The organism is Peristeroidobacter soli (assembly GCF_004138485.1).
In the GTDB taxonomy this organism is placed as follows: Bacteria; Pseudomonadota; Gammaproteobacteria; order Steroidobacterales; family Steroidobacteraceae; genus Steroidobacter; species Steroidobacter soli.
In genome coordinates this window covers 1452989-1469718 of record NZ_ML142848.1, presented here as the reverse complement: position 1 = coordinate 1469718, position 16730 = coordinate 1452989, and the positions used below count along the sequence as shown (strand labels likewise).

Here is a 16730-nt window from a genome sequence, read left to right as displayed (position 1 = left end):
ATGCGTTCGCTCCGACCGCTGCGCGTTGTTGGTCTTGCCTTACTGATCGTTCTGGTCGTCGGTGGGTTGATCGGCTACTTCGCGCTGCGGGCCAGCCTGCCGCAGATCGACGGCAACGTTGCCAACGCGCACATCTCCGCACCCGCGGCCATCGAGCGCGATGCCGAAGGCACGCCGGTGATTCGCGCCGGCAATCGTACCGATCTCGCGTTCGCCACTGGCTTCGCTCACGCCCAGGACCGTTATTTCCAGATGGACCTGATGCGGCGTGCGGCCGCGGGCGAGATGGCGGAGCTGCTGGGCTCGTCCGTGCTCGACATGGATCGCAGACTGCGTGTGCATGGCTTCAGGCATGTCGCGCGTGAAGTCATCGCGTCTGCAACCGCTGGTGATCGCGCCTTGCTGGATGCGTACGCGGCGGGTGTGAATTTCGCGCTCTCGAAAGCCAGCGCCAAGCCCTGGGAATATCTGCTGCTGGGTGCCAAGCCTGCGCCCTGGCTGCCCGAAGATTCGGTGCTGGCCGCGTTCTCGATGTATCTCAATTTGAACGACTCCTCGGGCAGCGAAGAGCTGACGCGCTTGCAGCTGCGCGACGCGTTGCCGCCGGCGATGTTCGCCTTCCTCTCGCCGCTGGGCACGGAGTGGGATGCGCCGATGCAGGGAGGAACGATTCGCTCCGCAACCATTCCTGGTCCGGACGTGTTCGATCTGCGCGAAGGCGCTTCACGGTCGGCGGCTTTGTCGGCGCCTCGCACGGCCGGCACGATGGAAGAAAAGATTTATGTCGGCAGCAACAGCTGGGCCGTCGCGGGCACTCATACCGCCGACAAGGGCGCTTTGCTCGCGAACGACATGCATCTCGGCCTGCGACTGCCCCATGTCTGGTATCGCGCGCGCTTGATCGTCGATGCCGAAGGCGACGCGCATCGTGATCTGGTCGGTGTGACGTTGCCGGGATTGCCGCTGCTGATCGTCGGTAGCAACGGTCACGTGGCCTGGGGCTTTACCAACAGCTTCGGCGACTGGACCGATCTGATCATCGTCGAGCGCGATCCGCAGGACACTTCGCGTTATCTCACGCCCGAGGGCTCCGAGCCGTTTCAGGTGCGTCAGGAAATTCTCAAGGTGAAAGACGGCGACGACGTGAAGCTCACCGTCACCAACACGCGGTGGGGACCGATCGTGCGTGAGGATACGTCGAGCCGGCCGCTGGCATTGGCGTGGACCGCGCACCATGCGCAGGCCACCAACTTCCGGATGGCCGATCTCGAGACGGTCGATACCGTCGAGAATGCCTTGCTGGTGGCGAATCGCTCCGGCGTGCCCGTGCAGAATTTCATCGCGGTCGATACCGGCGGTCGCATCGGCTGGTCGCTGATGGGGCAGGTGCCGGTACGTGGCAACTATGACTCGACCATGCCCTATCTCTGGAACACGCCGGAGACCGGTTGGAATGGCTGGCGCAAGCCTGAGGAATATCCTCGCATCATCGACCCACAATCGGGTCGGCTGTGGACCGCGAATGCACGCACTGTCGATGTCGAGACCTGGCTGTCGTTCATGGGCGATGGCATGTACGACAACGGTGCGCGGGCCGCGCAGATCCGCGACGATCTGCTGGCACTCGAGAAGGCGACGCCGGCGGACATGGCCAACATTCAGCTGGACGATCGCGCGTTGTTTCTGATCCGCTGGCGTGACTTCCTGCTCGAGCTGTTCGATGAGCGCGCGGTTCAAGGTCAACCGCTGCGAGCGGAGGCGCGGAAGTTCCTGGAGGACTGGTCGGCGCGCGCCGCTGCCGATGACGTGGGCTATCGCCTGGTTCGCGCCATGCGTCTGCAGATTCGTCAGGATATTTTCGAATCGCTGACCGCCGCGGCGCGCCTCAAATATCCCAAGACCAAATTCTCACCGTCGGCGCAGTTCGAAGGTCCGCTGTGGCAACTGGTCACCAAGCAGCCGGCGCACATGCTCGATCCGCGCTATCCGACTTGGGACGATGCATTGCTCGCGTCTGTCGATGCCGCGCTCAAAGGGCTGGTGCACGAGTGCGGCTCGTTGGGCCAATGCAGCTGGGGCGCGCAGAACATGCTGGCGATGAGACATCCGCTCTCGCAGGCCATTCCGTTCGTCGGCACCTGGCTGGATATGCCCTCGGTGCCGCTGTCGGGCGATTCATTCATGCCGCGCGTTCAGGGGCCGGCATTCGGCGCGTCCGAGCGCATGGTGGTGTCGCCGGGGCGGGAAGCGCAGGGATATTTCCAAATGCCCGGTGGGCCGGTCGACCACCCGATGTCGCCGTTCTACGGAGCGGGCCACAAAGCCTGGGCCCGCGGCGAACCGCGCCCGCTGTTGCCGGGCGAGGCCAAACATACCCTGAAATTGTCGCCTGCGGCCGTCGCTAAACAGTAAGTCACCCAGCAAAATTGCCTGCGGTGGTATGGTGTCGTTTCTCTGACTGTTCTTCTGGATCGGGGTATTCATGTCACGGTTCGCCGGCACGGACAACTACGTTGCCACTGAAGATTTGATGATGGCCGTCAACGCGGCCGTCGTGCTGGGTCGTCCATTGCTGGTCAAAGGCGAGCCGGGCACCGGCAAGACGCAGCTCGCGGAAGAAGTGGCGCGCTCGCTGCAGCGGCCGCTGTATCGCTGGCATATCAAATCGACGACCAAAGCCCAGCAGGGCTTGTATGAATACGACGCCGTGTCCCGCCTGCGCGATTCGCAGCTCGGCGAGGCCAAGGTGCACGACATCGGCAACTACATCGTCAAAGGCCGCTTGTGGGAAGCCTTCGAAAGCGATGTGCAGCCGGTGCTGCTGGTCGATGAAATCGACAAGGCCGACATCGAATTCCCGAACGATCTGTTGCACGAGCTGGATCGCATGGAGTTCTACGTGTACGAGACGCGTCAATGGATCAAGGCGCGCAACCGTCCGATCATCATCATCACCAGCAACAACGAGAAGGAACTGCCGGACGCGTTCCTGCGCCGATGTTTCTTCCACTACATCCGGTTCCCGGATGCGACGACCATGGAACGCATCGTCGACGTGCACTACCCGACGTTGAAGAAAGAACTGCTGTCGGAAGCGCTCACTGCGTTCTTCAAGGTGCGCGAGATGCCGGGGTTGAAGAAGAAGCCCTCGACGTCCGAGCTGCTGGACTGGATCAAGCTGCTGGTCGCGGAAGACATTCCGCCCGAAGCCCTGCGCAGCGACGATCCGAAGAAATCCATTCCGCCGTTGTATGGCGCGCTGTTGAAGAACGAGCAGGATGTGCATCTGTTCGAGCAGCTGGTGTTCTTGAACCGTCGCGGCGGTCGCTGAGTTTCGAGCCATGCTGGTGCCGTTCTTTTTCAAGCTGCGCGAGGGCGGGGTGCCGGTGTCCATCACCGAGTTCCTGTCGTTGCTGCAGGCATTGCAGGCGCGGGTCGCTAGCGCCAGCGCGGAGGATTTCTATTACCTGTCGCGCGCCTGCCTGGTGAAGGACGAACGTCACTTCGATCGTTTCGACCGCGCCTTCGCCGCCCACTTCAAGGGCGCGGAGGATTTGTTCGAAGCCATGATGAAGGCCATTCCCGAGGAATGGCTCAAGCGCATGGCCGAGCGCACGCTCACCGACGAAGAGAAGGCGCAGATCCAGTCGCTCGGTGGCTGGGACAAATTGATCGAGACGCTCAAGCAGCGGCTCGAAGAACAGAAGGAACGTCACCAGGGCGGCAACAAATGGATCGGCACCGCCGGCACGTCGCCGTTCGGCGCGTACGGGTACAACCCGGAAGGCGTCCGGATCGGCCAGCACGAGTCGCGCAACAAGAGCGCGGTGAAGGTGTGGGATCAGCGCGAGTTCAAGAATCTCGACGACACCGTCGAGATCGGCACGCGCAACATCAAGATCGCGCTACGCAAGCTGCGCAAGTTCGCCCGCGAAGGCGCAGCGGAGCTGCTGGACCTGGACAACACCATCGACGCAACGGCCCGCAACGCCGGCCTGCTCGACCTGAAGTTCGTGCCCGAGCGGCACAACGCCATCAAGGTGCTGCTGTTCCTCGATGTCGGCGGCTCGATGGATTATCACGTGCGCGTCTGCGAGGAACTGTTCTCCGCCGCCCGCTCGGAGTTCAAACACCTGGAATATTTCTACTTCCACAACTTCGTCTATGAGCATGTGTGGAAGGACAACCACCGTCGCCGCGCGGAGAAGATCCCGACGATGGAAGTCATGCGCACTTACGGTCACGACTACAAACTGATCGTGGTCGGCGACGCGACCATGAGCCCGTACGAGATCGTGCAGCCCGGCGGCAGCATCGAGCACTGGAATGAAGAGGCGGGCTCGGTGTGGATGCAACGCCTTGCCAAAACGTGGCCGCATCACGTGTGGCTGAACCCCGAGCCGCAGCAACGGTGGGATTACACGCCGTCCGTGCAGCTCACTCGTGAACTAATCGAGAACAGAATGTTTCCGCTGACGCTCGGCGGCCTGGAGCAAGCGATCAAAGCGTTGCACTGAACCGCGACGCTCTTGCTCCGCCCATCAAAGCTCAAAAGGGAAGCCTGCCTCGGGGGTGTCTTCCCCGGGACTTAAAAAAAAGAGGGACCTTTTTTTAGAGCGCCACAGGGACGTGTATGCAACGGCCCAGCGACAGCGTAGGGCAAGGGTTATGCGCGGTCCCGGGGAAGACACCCCCGAGGCAGGCTTACCCCCAGCGAGCGCAGCTTCCCCAGCGAGCGCAGCTTCCCCAGCGAGCGCAGCTTCCCCAGCGAGCGCAGCTTCCTCAGCGAGCGTAGAGATCAGCTCTTCGCCTGCAATTCCTTGATGTCCTTCAGCACGATCTGCGAATGCCCCTTCGGATCCACATCCGCGTAGTGGCGCACGATCTTGCCCTGGGGATCGATTAGAAACGTATCCCGCTTGGCCAGCTCGAACGTGCCGAGGAAGCGTTTCAGCACGCCGTATTCCTTGGCGACGACCTTCTGGTCATCGGCCAGGATCGGAAACGGCAACCCGTGTTTCTCGGAAAATTCCTTGTGAGATTCGACGTCATCGACGCTCACGCCGAGGATGACCGCGTTGGCGTCGCGGAATGCAAACACGTTGTCCCGGAACTCGCACGCCTGGGTAGTGCAGCCCGGGGTCTTGTCCTTGGGATAGAAGTACAGCGCCACCCACTTGCCGCGATAGTCCTTCAGCTCATGCCATTTGCCGGCCTGGTCCTGCAGTTTGAAGTCCGGCGCGGCGCTGCCCACGGCCGGGCCCTCGGCGGCCTGGGCCAGGCTGGCCGCCATCCAGGTGAAGGTGACGGCCAGCACCCAGGTGCGCAGCCACAGCTGCATGTTCGAGCGAGCGAGACGAAGATTCATGGTAAATCCCCTGGAAACCAATGAAGGCGGCCCGCGACGCCATATAACACGCGTGTCACGGGGCGTTTCGAGGCACTGTGCCATACTAATCACTCAGCGGCGAGCGCCCGGATCGATGCAACAGCGTCGGGAATTTCGCCAACGATAACGGCACGGATTCAACATATGAGCGAGCGCATTCCCACCTCCGCGCCTGCGGTCGGACCGCCCAAGGTCGGGTTGGTGTTACCCGGCGGCGGCGCGCGGGCCGCCTATCAGGTGGGTGTCCTGCGGGCCATCTCGGATCTATTGCCGGCACGTGCCATCAATCCCTTTCCGGTGGTCTCCGGCACCTCGGCGGGAGCCGTGAATGCGACCGCCATCGCCGTTTACGCCGATCGCTACCGCGTCGCGGTCGGCAATCTCGAACGGGTCTGGCGGAACTTCCAGGTCGGGCAGGTGTTTCGGGCCGACACCGGCAGCATGCTTCGCGCCAGCCTGCATTGGCTGTTCGCAATGCTGTCCGGTGGCTGGCTGCTGCCGCCGCCGAAATCGTTGTTCGACAATTCGCCGTTGCGCGACCTGCTGAAGGAACAGTTCGATTTCAGTCGCATCGGCCGCTCCATCGCCGACGGTCATCTGGACGCCCTCGCCATGTCGACCGCCGGCTACACGAGCACGCGCTCCGTGTCCTTTTTCGAAGCCAAGCCGGGCTGCTCGCCCTGGAAACGAACGCGGCGGGCCGGCGAACCGGTGTCGCTGTCGGTCGAACATTTGATGGCGAGCGTTGCGGTGCCGTTCCTGTTCCCGCCGGTGTTGCTCGGCGACGAGTATTACGGCGACGGCGCGATGCGCGAGGCGAATCCGTTCAGCGCCGCCATTCATCTGGGCGCGCAACGTTTGCTAGTGATCGGCACGCGCAACGAAACTTCGCCGGCCATGGCGGTGCCGCCGCTGTGTCCCACCTTTGGCCAGATCTTCGGCTACATGCTGGACTCGTTGTTCAGCGACGGCATGTATTCGGACCTGGAACGGCTCACGCAGCTGAACCAGATCGTGGACAAGGTCGGCCCCATTACAGTGAGCAATCCGGACAGCACGGTTCAGCTGCGGCGGGTCGACATGCTGGTGATTCTGCCGAGTCGAGACCTGTCGGAGATCGCGCGTCATCATGTCGACTCGTTGCCGCGGACCTTGCGCGTGCTGCTCAGAACGATGGGCGCGATGAACACCGGCGGAGGTCAGCTGATGAGTTATCTGCTGTTCCAGGATACGTACACGCGGGAATTGATCGCGCTCGGCTATCAGGACGCGATGAAGCGTGCCGACGACTTGATGTCGTTCCTGGCCGGTTACTCGGTTGAGTCGACGGGGGCGACCGCCATCCTGCGGCGGCTCGACTTACGTAAGGAACAGCGTGCCGAGGCCCAGAAGTGAGGCGAAGCCCACGGTATCGGTGACGGTGGTGAGGATCACGCCGCCCGCCAGCGCGGGATCGACGCCCAAACGTTTCAATATGAGCGGCACGCCGACGCCGGCCAGTGCCGCCGCGGACAAATTGATCATCAGCGCGGCGAAGATGATGACGCCGATGGTCCATTCCTCGAACCAGATACCCGCGGCAAGCCCCACCATGCTGGCGAGTCCGATGCCGTTGAGCAGGCCCACGGAGATTTCTCGAATCAGCAGCCAGCGCGCATTGGCGTGCTCGATCTGACCGAGCGCGATACCGCGGATGATGAGCACCAGCGTCTGACTGCCCGCGATGCCGCCCATGCTGGCGACGATGGGCATCAGCACGGCGAGTGCCACGACTTTCTCGATCGTTGCTTCGAACAGCCCGACGACGTTCGCGGCCAGGAACGCGGTGGCCAGGTTCACGCTCAGCCAGACCGCGCGACGGCGCGCGCTTGTGAGGACGCCGGCGAACATATCCTCGTCCTCGCCGAGACCGGCCATGCTCATGACCGAGTGATCGGCTTCCTCGCGGATCACGTCGACGACGTCGTCGATGGTGATACGGCCGAGCAACCTGCCGTCGCTGGTCACCACGGCGGCGGAGACGAGGTCGCGGTCTTCGAACAGCTTCGCGACTTCGCCCGCCGGCGTTTCGGGCGCGATGCCTTCGATGCTTGAGTCCATCACCTCGCCGACGGTCTTCTCCGGGTCTTCGGTGAGCAGCCGGGTTATGTCCACAGCGCCACGGTAGCGGTCGTGACGATTGACCACGAACAACTGGTCCGTACGCGCGGGCAGCTCGCCGCGCATCCGCAGGTAACGCAGGACGACTTCGAGTGTCACGTCCGCGCGGACGGTGACGGCGTCGAGGTTCATCAGACCGCCGGCGCTGTCCTGGTCGAACTGCAACACCGCGGACAGTCGCTCGCGGTCCTGCGCGTCCATGGAATGGAGCACGCGCTCGTTCAGCGTCTCGGGCAGGTCGCCGATGAGGTCGGCGAGGTCGTCGACTTCCATGCCTTCGGTGGCCGCGATCAGCTCCTCGGCGTCCATGCCGCCGATCAGCTCGGCGCGCACTTCCTCGTTGAGCTCGATCAGGACGTCGCCCTCGTGCTCAGGGTCGACGAATTCCCAGACGATTTCGCGGCGCGCCGGCGGCAGCGACTCGATCAACGAGGCGATTTCCGCGGGATGCAGGCTATTGATGAGCCGATGTCCATGGCGCAGCGAACCCTGCTCGAGCGCGCTGCGTAGCGCGGCGAGTCGGCTCTGCTTTTGTTCCTGGACTTCGGTCATGGCGCGCGCAGTGTAGCGGCGTGAGGCGCGCCCGCGAAGTTAAGTTGCCACGGATTTTCCGGGATCAGCTGGCGCGGTGGGCGCCGACAACTTGATGACGCGCGTGAACCTGCGGAAATTTCGCCGAGAAATGTCGTGCCAGACGTTCCACGAGATACACGGAACGATGCTGGCCGCCCGTGCAGCCGATCGCGATGGTCAGGTAGCTGCGGTTGGTGCGTACCAATTCGGGAATCCAATGTTCCAGGAAGCCGACGATGTCGTCGAACATCTTGGTCACTTGCGGATGCCGTTCGAGATATTCCACGACCGCGGGATCGCGGCCGGTGAAGCGCGCGAGGCCGGGTTCCCAATACGGATTGGGCAGACTGCGCACATCGAACACGAAGTCCGCATCGCCCGGCACGCCGTGACGGAAGGCGAACGATTCAAACAGGATGGACATGCGCCCTTCGACGCGCGCGCCCACGCGGTCGCGGATCAGCTCGCGCAATTCGTGCACGCTGGAGCGCGTGGTATCGATGATCAGATCGGCGGCGTCGGCGATCGGCTCCAGCAGCGCCTGTTCCTGGCTGATGGCCTCGGCCAGACCCAGGCCGTCGCGACTCAGCGGATGACGCCGCCGTGTCTCGCTATAGCGCTTCAGCAGGACTTCCTGGTCGGCGCGCAGGAACAGCACTTCACAGGCAACGCCGCTGCGTTTGAGATCGGCGACCAGCTTCGGCACCGAGGCGATTTCCGCAGGCCGGTTGCGTGCGTCGACGCCGACCGCCGTGTATCCATACGTCGACTCACGCGAGCGTACCGTATGGGAAATGAACATTGGCAGCAGGCCCGCGGGGATATTGTCCACGCAGTAATAGTCGAGATCCTCCAGCATGTGCAGAGCCACGCTCTTGCCGGATCCGGACAAGCCACTGACGATGACGAGACGCATGGGGGCGAGACAAAACGCTGGTGAGGGGGGCTGCCGCGAAGACTACAGCGAGGGGTGCGGGGGCGGCAACGAGTCGGCGGTGCGTGACAGGCGGGGCACGCTCCCTGTGCCCGATGGCCGGCGGACTTGTGAACCGCTCGGCAGTTTTTTCCGGTGCGGTGACCGATCAGGACGGACGGATCTTTTGTGCTTCGAGCGCGTGGTGGTCGGCGAGCTTTTCCTTGTGCTTCTTGACCCGGCGGTCGAGCTTGTCGGCCAGCGCGTCGATGGCCGCGTACATGTCCATGTCGACGGCGTCCGCGTACACCATGGCGCCGTTCAACAGTACCTTGGCCTCGGCTTTGTGGCGCAGTTTCTCCACCCTGAGTATGCAATGAACGTCAATGATGTGGTCTGAGTGCCTGACGATGCGGTCCAGCTTCTTCTCGACGTAGCCCTTCATGGAAGTGGTGACATCGACGTGGTGACCAGTGACGTTCAGTTGCATGGAAGCCTCCTACGGGTACGGAGCGGGGGGGAACTGCTGGCTATCTCACCGAAACTCTCTTACGTTCGCTGGACGGAGGTATACCTAGCGCTTCACGGTATTTAGCGACGGTACGTCGCGCTACGAGCACGCCCTCGCGTGACAGGATGTCGGCGATGCGGCTGTCCGAGAGCGGTTTGTCGGGCTCCTCCGCGGCCACCAGCTTGCGGATCTTGGCGCGGATGGCCGTGGAGGACATCTCCGTGCCGTCGCTGGCGGCGACATGACTGGAAAAGAAATAACGAAACTCGAACACGCCACGATGCGTGTGCATGTACTTGTTGGTCGTGACGCGGGAAATGGTCGACTCGTGCATCTGCACGGCTTCGGCCACGTCCTTGAGAATCATCGGCTGCATGTATTCGTCGCCGTTCTCTAGGAACGCCGACTGACGCTGCACGATGCAACGAGCCACTTTGAGCAGCGTCTCGTTGCGGATTTCGAGGCTGCGGATCAGCCACCGGGCTTCCTGCAGCTGGGTACGTAACATCGCGTGGTCGCCGCCGCGGCCGATCAGCCCCGCGTAACTTTGATTCACGCGAATCCGCGGCAGGCTTGCGGGATTGATATCGACCGCCCAGCCTCGCTCGGTCCGACGCACGAACACGTCGGGCACGATGTACTCGGCAGGTACGGAATGCACACTCGAACCGGGGCGTGGCTGGCAGGCGCGGACCAGCACCAGTGCGTTCTCCAATTCCTCTTCGGTGACGCGCAGCTGCCGTCGCAACAGCGCGTACTGCTGCTCGGCGACTTGATCGAGATAACCGGCGGCGATGGCGAGCGCGGTCTCGCGGCCCGGCGTATCCGGGTCCAGCTGACGGAGCTGCAGCTCGATGCACTCGCTGACCGAGCGCGCGCCGACGCCCGCGGGGTCCATCGCCTGCACCTGTTTGAGCACTCGCTCGACTTCGGCGGTGGCGACGACCAGCTCGGGCTGTAAATTGCGCGCGATCTCGTCGAGCGGCTCGATAACGTAGCCGTCGTCATTGATCGCGTCGATGATGGCCGCGCCGATGCGCATCTCGCGCTCGTTGAGGCGCGACATCTCCAGCTGCCAGGTCAGATGTTCCTGCAGCGTCTCGCCGCGCGCGTCGGAAAAGTCCTGCGAATGATCGTCATCGCCCGACCAGGGCGTGTCGGATTGGCCGGTGACTGGCGTGTCGCTCCAATCCTGGTCCTCGACGATGTCGAGCGGCTGCTCGGCGGCCTCGGCCGTCTCGCCGCGGTCTTCATTGTGTTCGTTGTGCTCGTTGTTGGAGCTCGACTCGGGGCTGGGCGCGGGCGACTCGTAGGTCGACTCATGCGGCTCCGCGGACTCGCCGGTCTCCAGACTGCCCGCTTCGTCCTCGGCCTCCAGCATGACGTTGCTTTCCAACGCCTCGCGGATCTGCTGCTGAAGCTCCAGCACGGGCAGCTGCAAAAGGCGGATGGCCTGCTGCAGCTGAGGGGTCATGGTCAGCTGCTGGCCGAGTCGGAGCTGCAGGGCGGGCTTGAGCATTCGTCTCGCTTGTAGATCGTCAACGGGCCGGCGGGCGGCCCCTGCAAGCAGGATGCCTAAAGCCGGAAATCCTGACCCAAGTACACCTCACGGACCTGCTGATTTGCAAGGATCTCTTCCGCAGTCCCCTCAGCGATCACGCCGCCCCCGCTGACGATGTAGGCGCGGCCACAAATTCCTAGGGTTTCCCGGACGTTATGATCGGTAATCAACACACCGATATTGCGTGCGGAGAGGTGCCGGATGATGCGCTGGATGTCCAGCACCGAGATCGGATCGACGCCCGCGAACGGTTCGTCCAGCAGCATGAACTGGGGTTCCGCGGCCAGCGCACGTGCGATCTCCACGCGGCGCCGTTCGCCGCCGGACAGAGATTGGCCGACGCTGTTACGGATGTGGCCGATGTGCAGCTCATCGAGCAGAGATTCGAGCATCTCGTCGCGCTTGTCGCGGCTCAGCTCGGGGCGCACTTCGAGAATGGCGCGGATGTTGTCCTCGACCGTGAGCTTGCGGAACACCGAGGCTTCCTGCGGCAGGTAGCCCACGCCGAGACGCGCGCGCCGATGCACCGGCAGCTTCGAGATGTCCTGGTCGTCGATGATGATGCGGCCCGCGTCCGTGGGGACCAGGCCGACGATCATGTAGAACGCCGTGGTCTTGCCGGCGCCATTGGGGCCGAGCAGACCGACGACTTCACCGCTCGAGACTTCGAGCGACAGGTTTTTGACGACCTGTCGCGAGCGATACTTTTTGGCGAGCCCCTCGACGCGCAGCCGGGTCATGCGCCGCCGCCAGGATTGTTTTCGGTGGCGAGCTTGGGCTCGACGCGCTCGTTCTGGAGCGCCTCGCCCCCCTCGTTGAAGGCGGGCTCCACGACCGCGGCGGTTCCATTGGCGCCGCTGTTGGTCTGTGTCTTCTGGTTCGGGCGGATGATGCCGCGGACCCGGTTCGATGAGCCGCCCGGATTGATCTGCACGCGCTCGTCGCGCACGTTGTAGATCACCACGTCGCCGCGGAACTCGTCCTTGCCGTTACTGAACCACACTTGATTGGTGAGCTTCACCACGCCGGTGTTGAAGTCGTACTCGATCACGCCGGCGCGACCGCGCACCTGGCGATTGTCGGAGGCGCCGATCTGTTCGAAGCGCGCGGGCGAGCCTTCGACGCGCGCATCGGCGATCTGCCCGTTGACGAAAGCGGCCGTCGCCACGTTCGACTGTAAATCCGCCTCGGCGGTGCGAATGCGCACGGCCGTCTCGAAGGTCCAGCGGCTCGTGTCCGCGCGCACATTGCGCGCTTTCGCGGTCTGCGCTTCGATCGAGCTCGGGCCTTGCAGGACGCGTACGTTGCCGGAAAGGTCGAGCGTATCGCTGCGAAAATCCGAGCTCAGCACATCGGCGCTCCAGGTGAAGCCACCCTCGAGCTTGGGCGCGTCCGCGGCGCCGCTGCCAACCGTTGCAAACAGCAACAGTAGCGCGCCGGCCGCCCGGGCCGCGCGTCGCCTACCGTCGTGTTTGCGGGTCAAATTTTCCATTCACTGTCTCCAGCCGCAGTTTCTCGCTGGTCAAATCGGCGCGCAGGCTCTTCACGGTCATCGAATGCTGGCCGTAGCGCATCTGCACGGGTGAGCGGGTGCTGTAAGCAATATTCTTCTCGGTGTCGATCGCCAGCTCGTTGGTGCGCAGATACATGTTCGAGTTGCCTTCGAGAGGTCGCAGCTCCACATCGCCTTCCAACTGTACGACGCGCGAATTGGGCGGAACCAATCCCTTCTTCGCGGTCAGTTCCCACTGCCAGTCCTTGGTCCCGAAATAATTCACGCGCACCGACTCCATGGTGATCGCCTCACCGCGCGCCGGCTGGCTCAAACGCTGTTCAATGCGCCGCGCGATCAATTCGATCCCGGGCGAGCCGTCCTCGCGCGTGCGCAGGATGACGGCGTCCTTCAAGTAGTAACCGGGCTGGTCGGGCATCTCATGGTTCGCCACGGGTGCCTCGCCATTGTCCACGAACGCGCCGTAGCCGATCACGATGGCGGCGAGGGCGGCGGCCAATGACACCCAGCGCCAGTTCATCCGTGCACCTGCCGATTCACGTCGATGCGCCGGGTTTCCAGCAGCAGATCGCACACCTCGCGTACCGCGCCCTGACCACCACAGGCCTGTGTAATGAAATGCGCGCGCGACTTCACGCTCGGATGCGCATCCGCGACGGCGACCGCGAGCCGCGACGCTTCGAACAGCGACAGGTCCGGCGTGTCGTCACCTACGCTTGCCACGGCTTGGGGGGTGAGGTTCAGCATTTCCAGCAACTCGCGCAGCGCCGCCAGCTTGTCGTGTACCCCCTGACGGATCCAGGTCACGCCGAGCTCGGCCATGCGCTTGTCCACCGCCTTGGACTGGCGGCCCGAAATCACCGCGACCTGCAGACCGGCATTGATCACTTGCTTGATGCCGGCGCCGTCGCGCACGTGAAAACATTTCAGCGTCTCGCCGCGGGCGGTGAAGTACAGCCGTCCGTCGGTTAGCACGCCGTCCACGTCCAGCACCAGCAGGCGCACGTCATTGGCACGTTCCACCAGGGTGTCCATGGGATTACATCACCCCGGCGCGGAACAGATCATGAACGTTCAAGGCGCCGATCAGGACATTGTCGGTATCGGTCACCAGCAGTTGCGTGATGCGATGTTTTTCCATCAGGTGCACAGCTTCCGCGGCCAGGACTCTCGGTTGGATCGTCTTGGGTTTCGCGGTCATCACATCACGCATGCGCACGACGTTGATATCGATCGGATGGTCCAGCGCGCGGCGCAAGTCGCCGTCGGTATAGATGCCGAGCACGCGCTTCCGGTCGTCGACCACCGCGGTCATGCCGAGGCCCTTGCGGCTGATTTCCAGCAGCCCGTCCTTGAGTGAGGTGTCGGGGCTGACCGCGGGCAATTGATCGCCGGTGCGCATCACATCTTCGACATGCAATAACAGCCTTCGTCCCAGACTGCCGCCCGGATGCGAGCGCGCGAAGTCGTCCTCGCTGAAGCCCCGCGCTTCCAGCACCGCGACCGCCAGCGCGTCGCCCATGGCGAGTGTCGCCGTGGTGCTCGCCGTTGGCGCGAGATTGTGAGGACAGGCCTCCTCGGGAACGCTGACATCGAGCACCGCCGTGGCGGCCTTCGCGAGCGTCGACTGCCGCTTGCCGGTCAAGGCGATCAGAGGAACGCCGAGCCGCTTGATGCCGGGAAGAATGGTGAGCAGTTCCGCGGTCTCGCCCGAGTTGGAAATGGCTATGACCACGTCGTCGTGGGTGATCATGCCCATGTCGCCGTGACTGGCCTCGGCCGGATGCAGGAAAAATGCGGGCGTGCCGGTGCTCGCCAGGGTCGCGGCGATCTTGTTGCCGATGTGCCCGGATTTACCCATACCGGTGACCACGACTCGACCGCGGCAGTCGTGCACCAGCTGGCAGGCCGTGACGAAATCGCCGTCCAGACGTGCTTCCAGCGCTTGCACCGCAGCGACTTCCGTGGCCAGTACGCGGCGGCCGCGCGTGAGCAACTGTTCAGAATCGAGCGGGGCGGACGTCGGTAAAGATCGCATCCATGAATGATAGCGCGGCATGTGTGCCGTGTACTCAGCCTGATTAAAGAGTTACGCGTGGTATCGGTCACGACTGCATGTCGCGCGAAGCTCGAATCAGCGCGGCGGAGTGCCTCGGGGATCAGATAAGATGTCGGCCCTTTGTAAGCTCCCGAGGGGCCAAGCATCGATGAATGCCGCCGAGGTCCAAGCGCTGATCCAGACCGGATTGCCCGGTGCGCAAGTGCGCGTCGCATCCGACGACGACACTCATTTTGAAGCGGTGATCGTGGCCGCGCAGTTCGAGGGCCGTCGCATGATCCAGCGCCATCAGCTGGTGTACGCGACGCTCGGACAGCTGATGGGCCGTGAAATCCACGCGCTCAGCATCCAGGCGTTCGCGCCCTCCGAACAGAATAATCAGCAACAGAAGTAATTCCATGGACAAGCTGCTGATTCAGGGCGGCGAGCCGCTTCACGGCGAAGTTCGGATCTCCGGCGCGAAGAACGCCGCGCTGCCGATTCTGGCCGCGACCCTGCTGGCCGAGGGGCCGGTGTCGGTGGGCAACGTGCCGCATCTCCAGGACGTGACGACCATGATCGAGCTGCTCGGTCGCATGGGAGTGAGCGTGACCATCGACGACCGCATGCGGGTCGAGGTCGATGCGTCCACCGCCAATGCTTTCGTCGCGCCTTATGAGCTGGTGCGTACGATGCGCGCGTCGATCGTCGTGCTGGGGCCGCTGCTGGCCCGCTTCGGCAAGGCCGATGTGTCGCTGCCCGGTGGCTGCGCCATCGGCGCGCGTCCGGTGAATATCCACGTCGATGGTCTGCGCGCGATGGGCGCGGACATCCAGATCGAAAATGGTTACATCCGCGCCAAGGCCGATCGCCTCCGAGGCGCGCGCATCGTGTGCGAGACCGTGACGGTCACGGGGACCGAGAACCTGCTCATGGCCGCGACCCTGGCGGAAGGGCAGACCGTCATCGAAAACGCCGCGCGCGAGCCCGAGGTCGTCGACCTCGCGAATTTCCTCAGCGCCATGGGCGCGAAGATCAGCGGCGCGGGTACGGATGTCATTACCGTCACCGGCGTCGAGCGCTTGAATGGCGCGAGCTACGACGTGCTGCCGGATCGCATCGAGACTGGCACGTATCTCGTGGCCGGCGCGATCACCGGCGGTCATGTGAAGATCAAAGGCACGCGGCCGGATCACCTCGACGCGGTGTTGTTGAAGCTGCGTGAGGCCGGCGCGCACATCGAAATCGGCGACACCTGGATCGATTTGGATATGCGCGGCCGCCGGCCGAAGTCGGTCGATCTGCGGACCGCACCTTATCCCGCGTTCCCGACGGATATGCAGGCGCAGTTCGCGGCGTTGAATACGGTCGCGGAGGGCGTGGCGACGGTGGTGGAGACGATTTTCGAGAACCGCTTCATGCACATGTTGGAGATGCGGCGTCTCGGCGCGGACATTCGAATCGAAGGCAATACCGCGATCATCCGCGGCGTCGAGCGCCTGACGGCGGCCCCCGTGATGGCCACAGATCTGCGCGCCTCGGCCAGCCTCGTGTTAGCTGCGCTCGTCGCGCAGGGCGCGACGGAGATTCACCGCATCTACCACATTGATCGTGGTTACGAGCGCATCGAAGAGAAGCTCGAGCAGATCGGCGCGCAAATCAAGCGCATCGCCTGACGCAGCCACAGTTTTTTCGTTCGCCACGGCGCGGGCCCGGAAAAGAGGTGGAGGTTTGCCTTCACCGTTCGCCGGCTCGGAAGAGGTGGAGGTTGCCTTCACCGTTCGCCGGCTCGGAAGAGGTGGAGGTTGACTTCACCGTTCGCCGGCTCGAAAGAAGTGGAGGTTGACTTCACCGTTCGCGGGCTCGGAAGAGAATGGAGGTTAATTTCACCCTTTCACCCGGCCCGGACAAGCATGCGCCGTGGCTATCAACTCCCCTCTTACGGTGGCCATTACATCGCGCGATCAGCGCGGCGCCGAGGGGGTATTCCTCCTCCCGGCAGATTCGAAATACAGGGACGTGTTTTCGTATCAGCGCACACCAGGGACGTGCGCCTCGGAGCGCAATGCGCG

16 protein-coding genes are annotated in these 16730 nt (G+C 63.4%); 6 read left to right on the top strand and 10 right to left on the bottom strand.

Going from position 1 to position 16730, the window contains the following annotated elements; translation table 11 throughout:
• The 3 genes from EKO19_RS06180 (at window position 1) to EKO19_RS06170 (ending at window position 4517) form a co-directional block, all read left to right on the top strand.
• On the top strand, window positions 1–2412 hold the full coding sequence (locus EKO19_RS06180; RefSeq protein ID WP_129775475.1) for a penicillin acylase family protein: 2412 nt from the start codon (window positions 1–3) through the stop codon (window positions 2410–2412).
• A gap of 70 nt (window positions 2413–2482) precedes the next feature.
• Window positions 2483–3331: an AAA family ATPase gene (locus EKO19_RS06175; protein ID WP_129775474.1), complete on the top strand. Its 849-nt coding sequence runs from the start codon at window positions 2483–2485 to the stop codon at window positions 3329–3331.
• A 10-nt stretch (window positions 3332–3341) separates the two neighbouring features.
• Window positions 3342–4517, top strand: a complete 1176-nt coding sequence (locus tag EKO19_RS06170; protein WP_129775473.1) for a vWA domain-containing protein — start codon at window positions 3342–3344, stop codon at window positions 4515–4517.
• 281 nt (window positions 4518–4798) lie between these two features.
• On the opposite strand, the gene EKO19_RS06160 is transcribed toward EKO19_RS06170, so the two are convergent.
• Window positions 4799–5368, bottom strand: a complete 570-nt coding sequence (locus tag EKO19_RS06160; protein WP_217705141.1) for a peroxiredoxin — start codon at window positions 5366–5368, stop codon at window positions 4799–4801.
• Window positions 5369–5533: 165 nt separating this feature from the next.
• On the opposite strand from EKO19_RS06160, the gene EKO19_RS06155 reads away from it, so the two are divergent.
• Complete coding sequence (locus EKO19_RS06155; RefSeq protein ID WP_129775472.1) at window positions 5534–6784, top strand: patatin-like phospholipase family protein; 1251 nt, start codon at window positions 5534–5536, stop codon at window positions 6782–6784.
• Here EKO19_RS06155 and mgtE read toward each other — a convergent pair.
• The 9 genes from mgtE to EKO19_RS06110 all read right to left on the bottom strand — a co-directional run bounded on the left by mgtE (window position 6749) and on the right by EKO19_RS06110 (window position 14658).
• Window positions 6749–8101 (bottom strand): magnesium transporter, encoded by a 1353-nt coding sequence (gene mgtE / locus EKO19_RS06150; protein WP_129775471.1) that lies wholly within the window; start codon window positions 8099–8101, stop codon window positions 6749–6751. The genes EKO19_RS06155 and mgtE overlap by 36 nt on opposite strands.
• A gap of 64 nt (window positions 8102–8165) precedes the next feature.
• Complete coding sequence (rapZ, locus tag EKO19_RS06145) at window positions 8166–9038, bottom strand: RNase adapter RapZ (protein WP_129775470.1); 873 nt, start codon at window positions 9036–9038, stop codon at window positions 8166–8168.
• Window positions 9039–9204: 166 nt separating this feature from the next.
• Window positions 9205–9525, bottom strand: coding sequence for a ribosome hibernation-promoting factor, HPF/YfiA family (gene hpf, locus EKO19_RS06140; protein WP_129775469.1), 321 nt, complete (start codon window positions 9523–9525; stop codon window positions 9205–9207).
• A 40-nt stretch (window positions 9526–9565) separates the two neighbouring features.
• On the bottom strand, window positions 9566–11065 hold the full coding sequence (locus EKO19_RS06135; RefSeq protein WP_129775468.1) for an RNA polymerase factor sigma-54: 1500 nt from the start codon (window positions 11063–11065) through the stop codon (window positions 9566–9568).
• A 56-nt stretch (window positions 11066–11121) separates the two neighbouring features.
• Window positions 11122–11847 (bottom strand): LPS export ABC transporter ATP-binding protein, encoded by a 726-nt coding sequence (gene lptB, locus EKO19_RS06130; protein WP_129775467.1) that lies wholly within the window; start codon window positions 11845–11847, stop codon window positions 11122–11124.
• Window positions 11844–12599 (bottom strand): LptA/OstA family protein, encoded by a 756-nt coding sequence (locus tag EKO19_RS06125; RefSeq protein WP_129775466.1) that lies wholly within the window; start codon window positions 12597–12599, stop codon window positions 11844–11846. The genes lptB and EKO19_RS06125 overlap by 4 nt, the downstream gene beginning before the upstream one ends.
• On the bottom strand, window positions 12568–13140 hold the full coding sequence (lptC, locus tag EKO19_RS06120) for an LPS export ABC transporter periplasmic protein LptC (RefSeq protein WP_129775465.1): 573 nt from the start codon (window positions 13138–13140) through the stop codon (window positions 12568–12570). The genes EKO19_RS06125 and lptC overlap by 32 nt, the downstream gene beginning before the upstream one ends.
• The gene (kdsC, locus tag EKO19_RS06115; protein WP_129775464.1) at window positions 13137–13655 is read right to left on the bottom strand and encodes a 3-deoxy-manno-octulosonate-8-phosphatase KdsC; all 519 of its coding nucleotides are present in this window, start codon (window positions 13653–13655) and stop codon (window positions 13137–13139) included. Before kdsC ends, lptC begins: the two co-directional genes overlap by 4 nt.
• Before the next feature lie 4 nt (window positions 13656–13659).
• Entirely contained in the window at window positions 13660–14658 is a 999-nt protein-coding gene (locus EKO19_RS06110) for a KpsF/GutQ family sugar-phosphate isomerase (RefSeq protein ID WP_217705140.1), read from the bottom strand.
• A 169-nt stretch (window positions 14659–14827) separates the two neighbouring features.
• Between EKO19_RS06110 and EKO19_RS06105 the strand changes: the two genes are divergently transcribed.
• Both EKO19_RS06105 and murA read left to right on the top strand, forming a co-directional pair.
• Window positions 14828–15073, top strand: coding sequence for a BolA family protein (locus EKO19_RS06105; RefSeq protein WP_129775462.1), 246 nt, complete (start codon window positions 14828–14830; stop codon window positions 15071–15073).
• A gap of 4 nt (window positions 15074–15077) precedes the next feature.
• On the top strand, window positions 15078–16334 hold the full coding sequence (gene murA / locus EKO19_RS06100; protein ID WP_129775461.1) for a UDP-N-acetylglucosamine 1-carboxyvinyltransferase: 1257 nt from the start codon (window positions 15078–15080) through the stop codon (window positions 16332–16334).
• Window positions 16335–16730 lie beyond the last annotated feature (396 nt).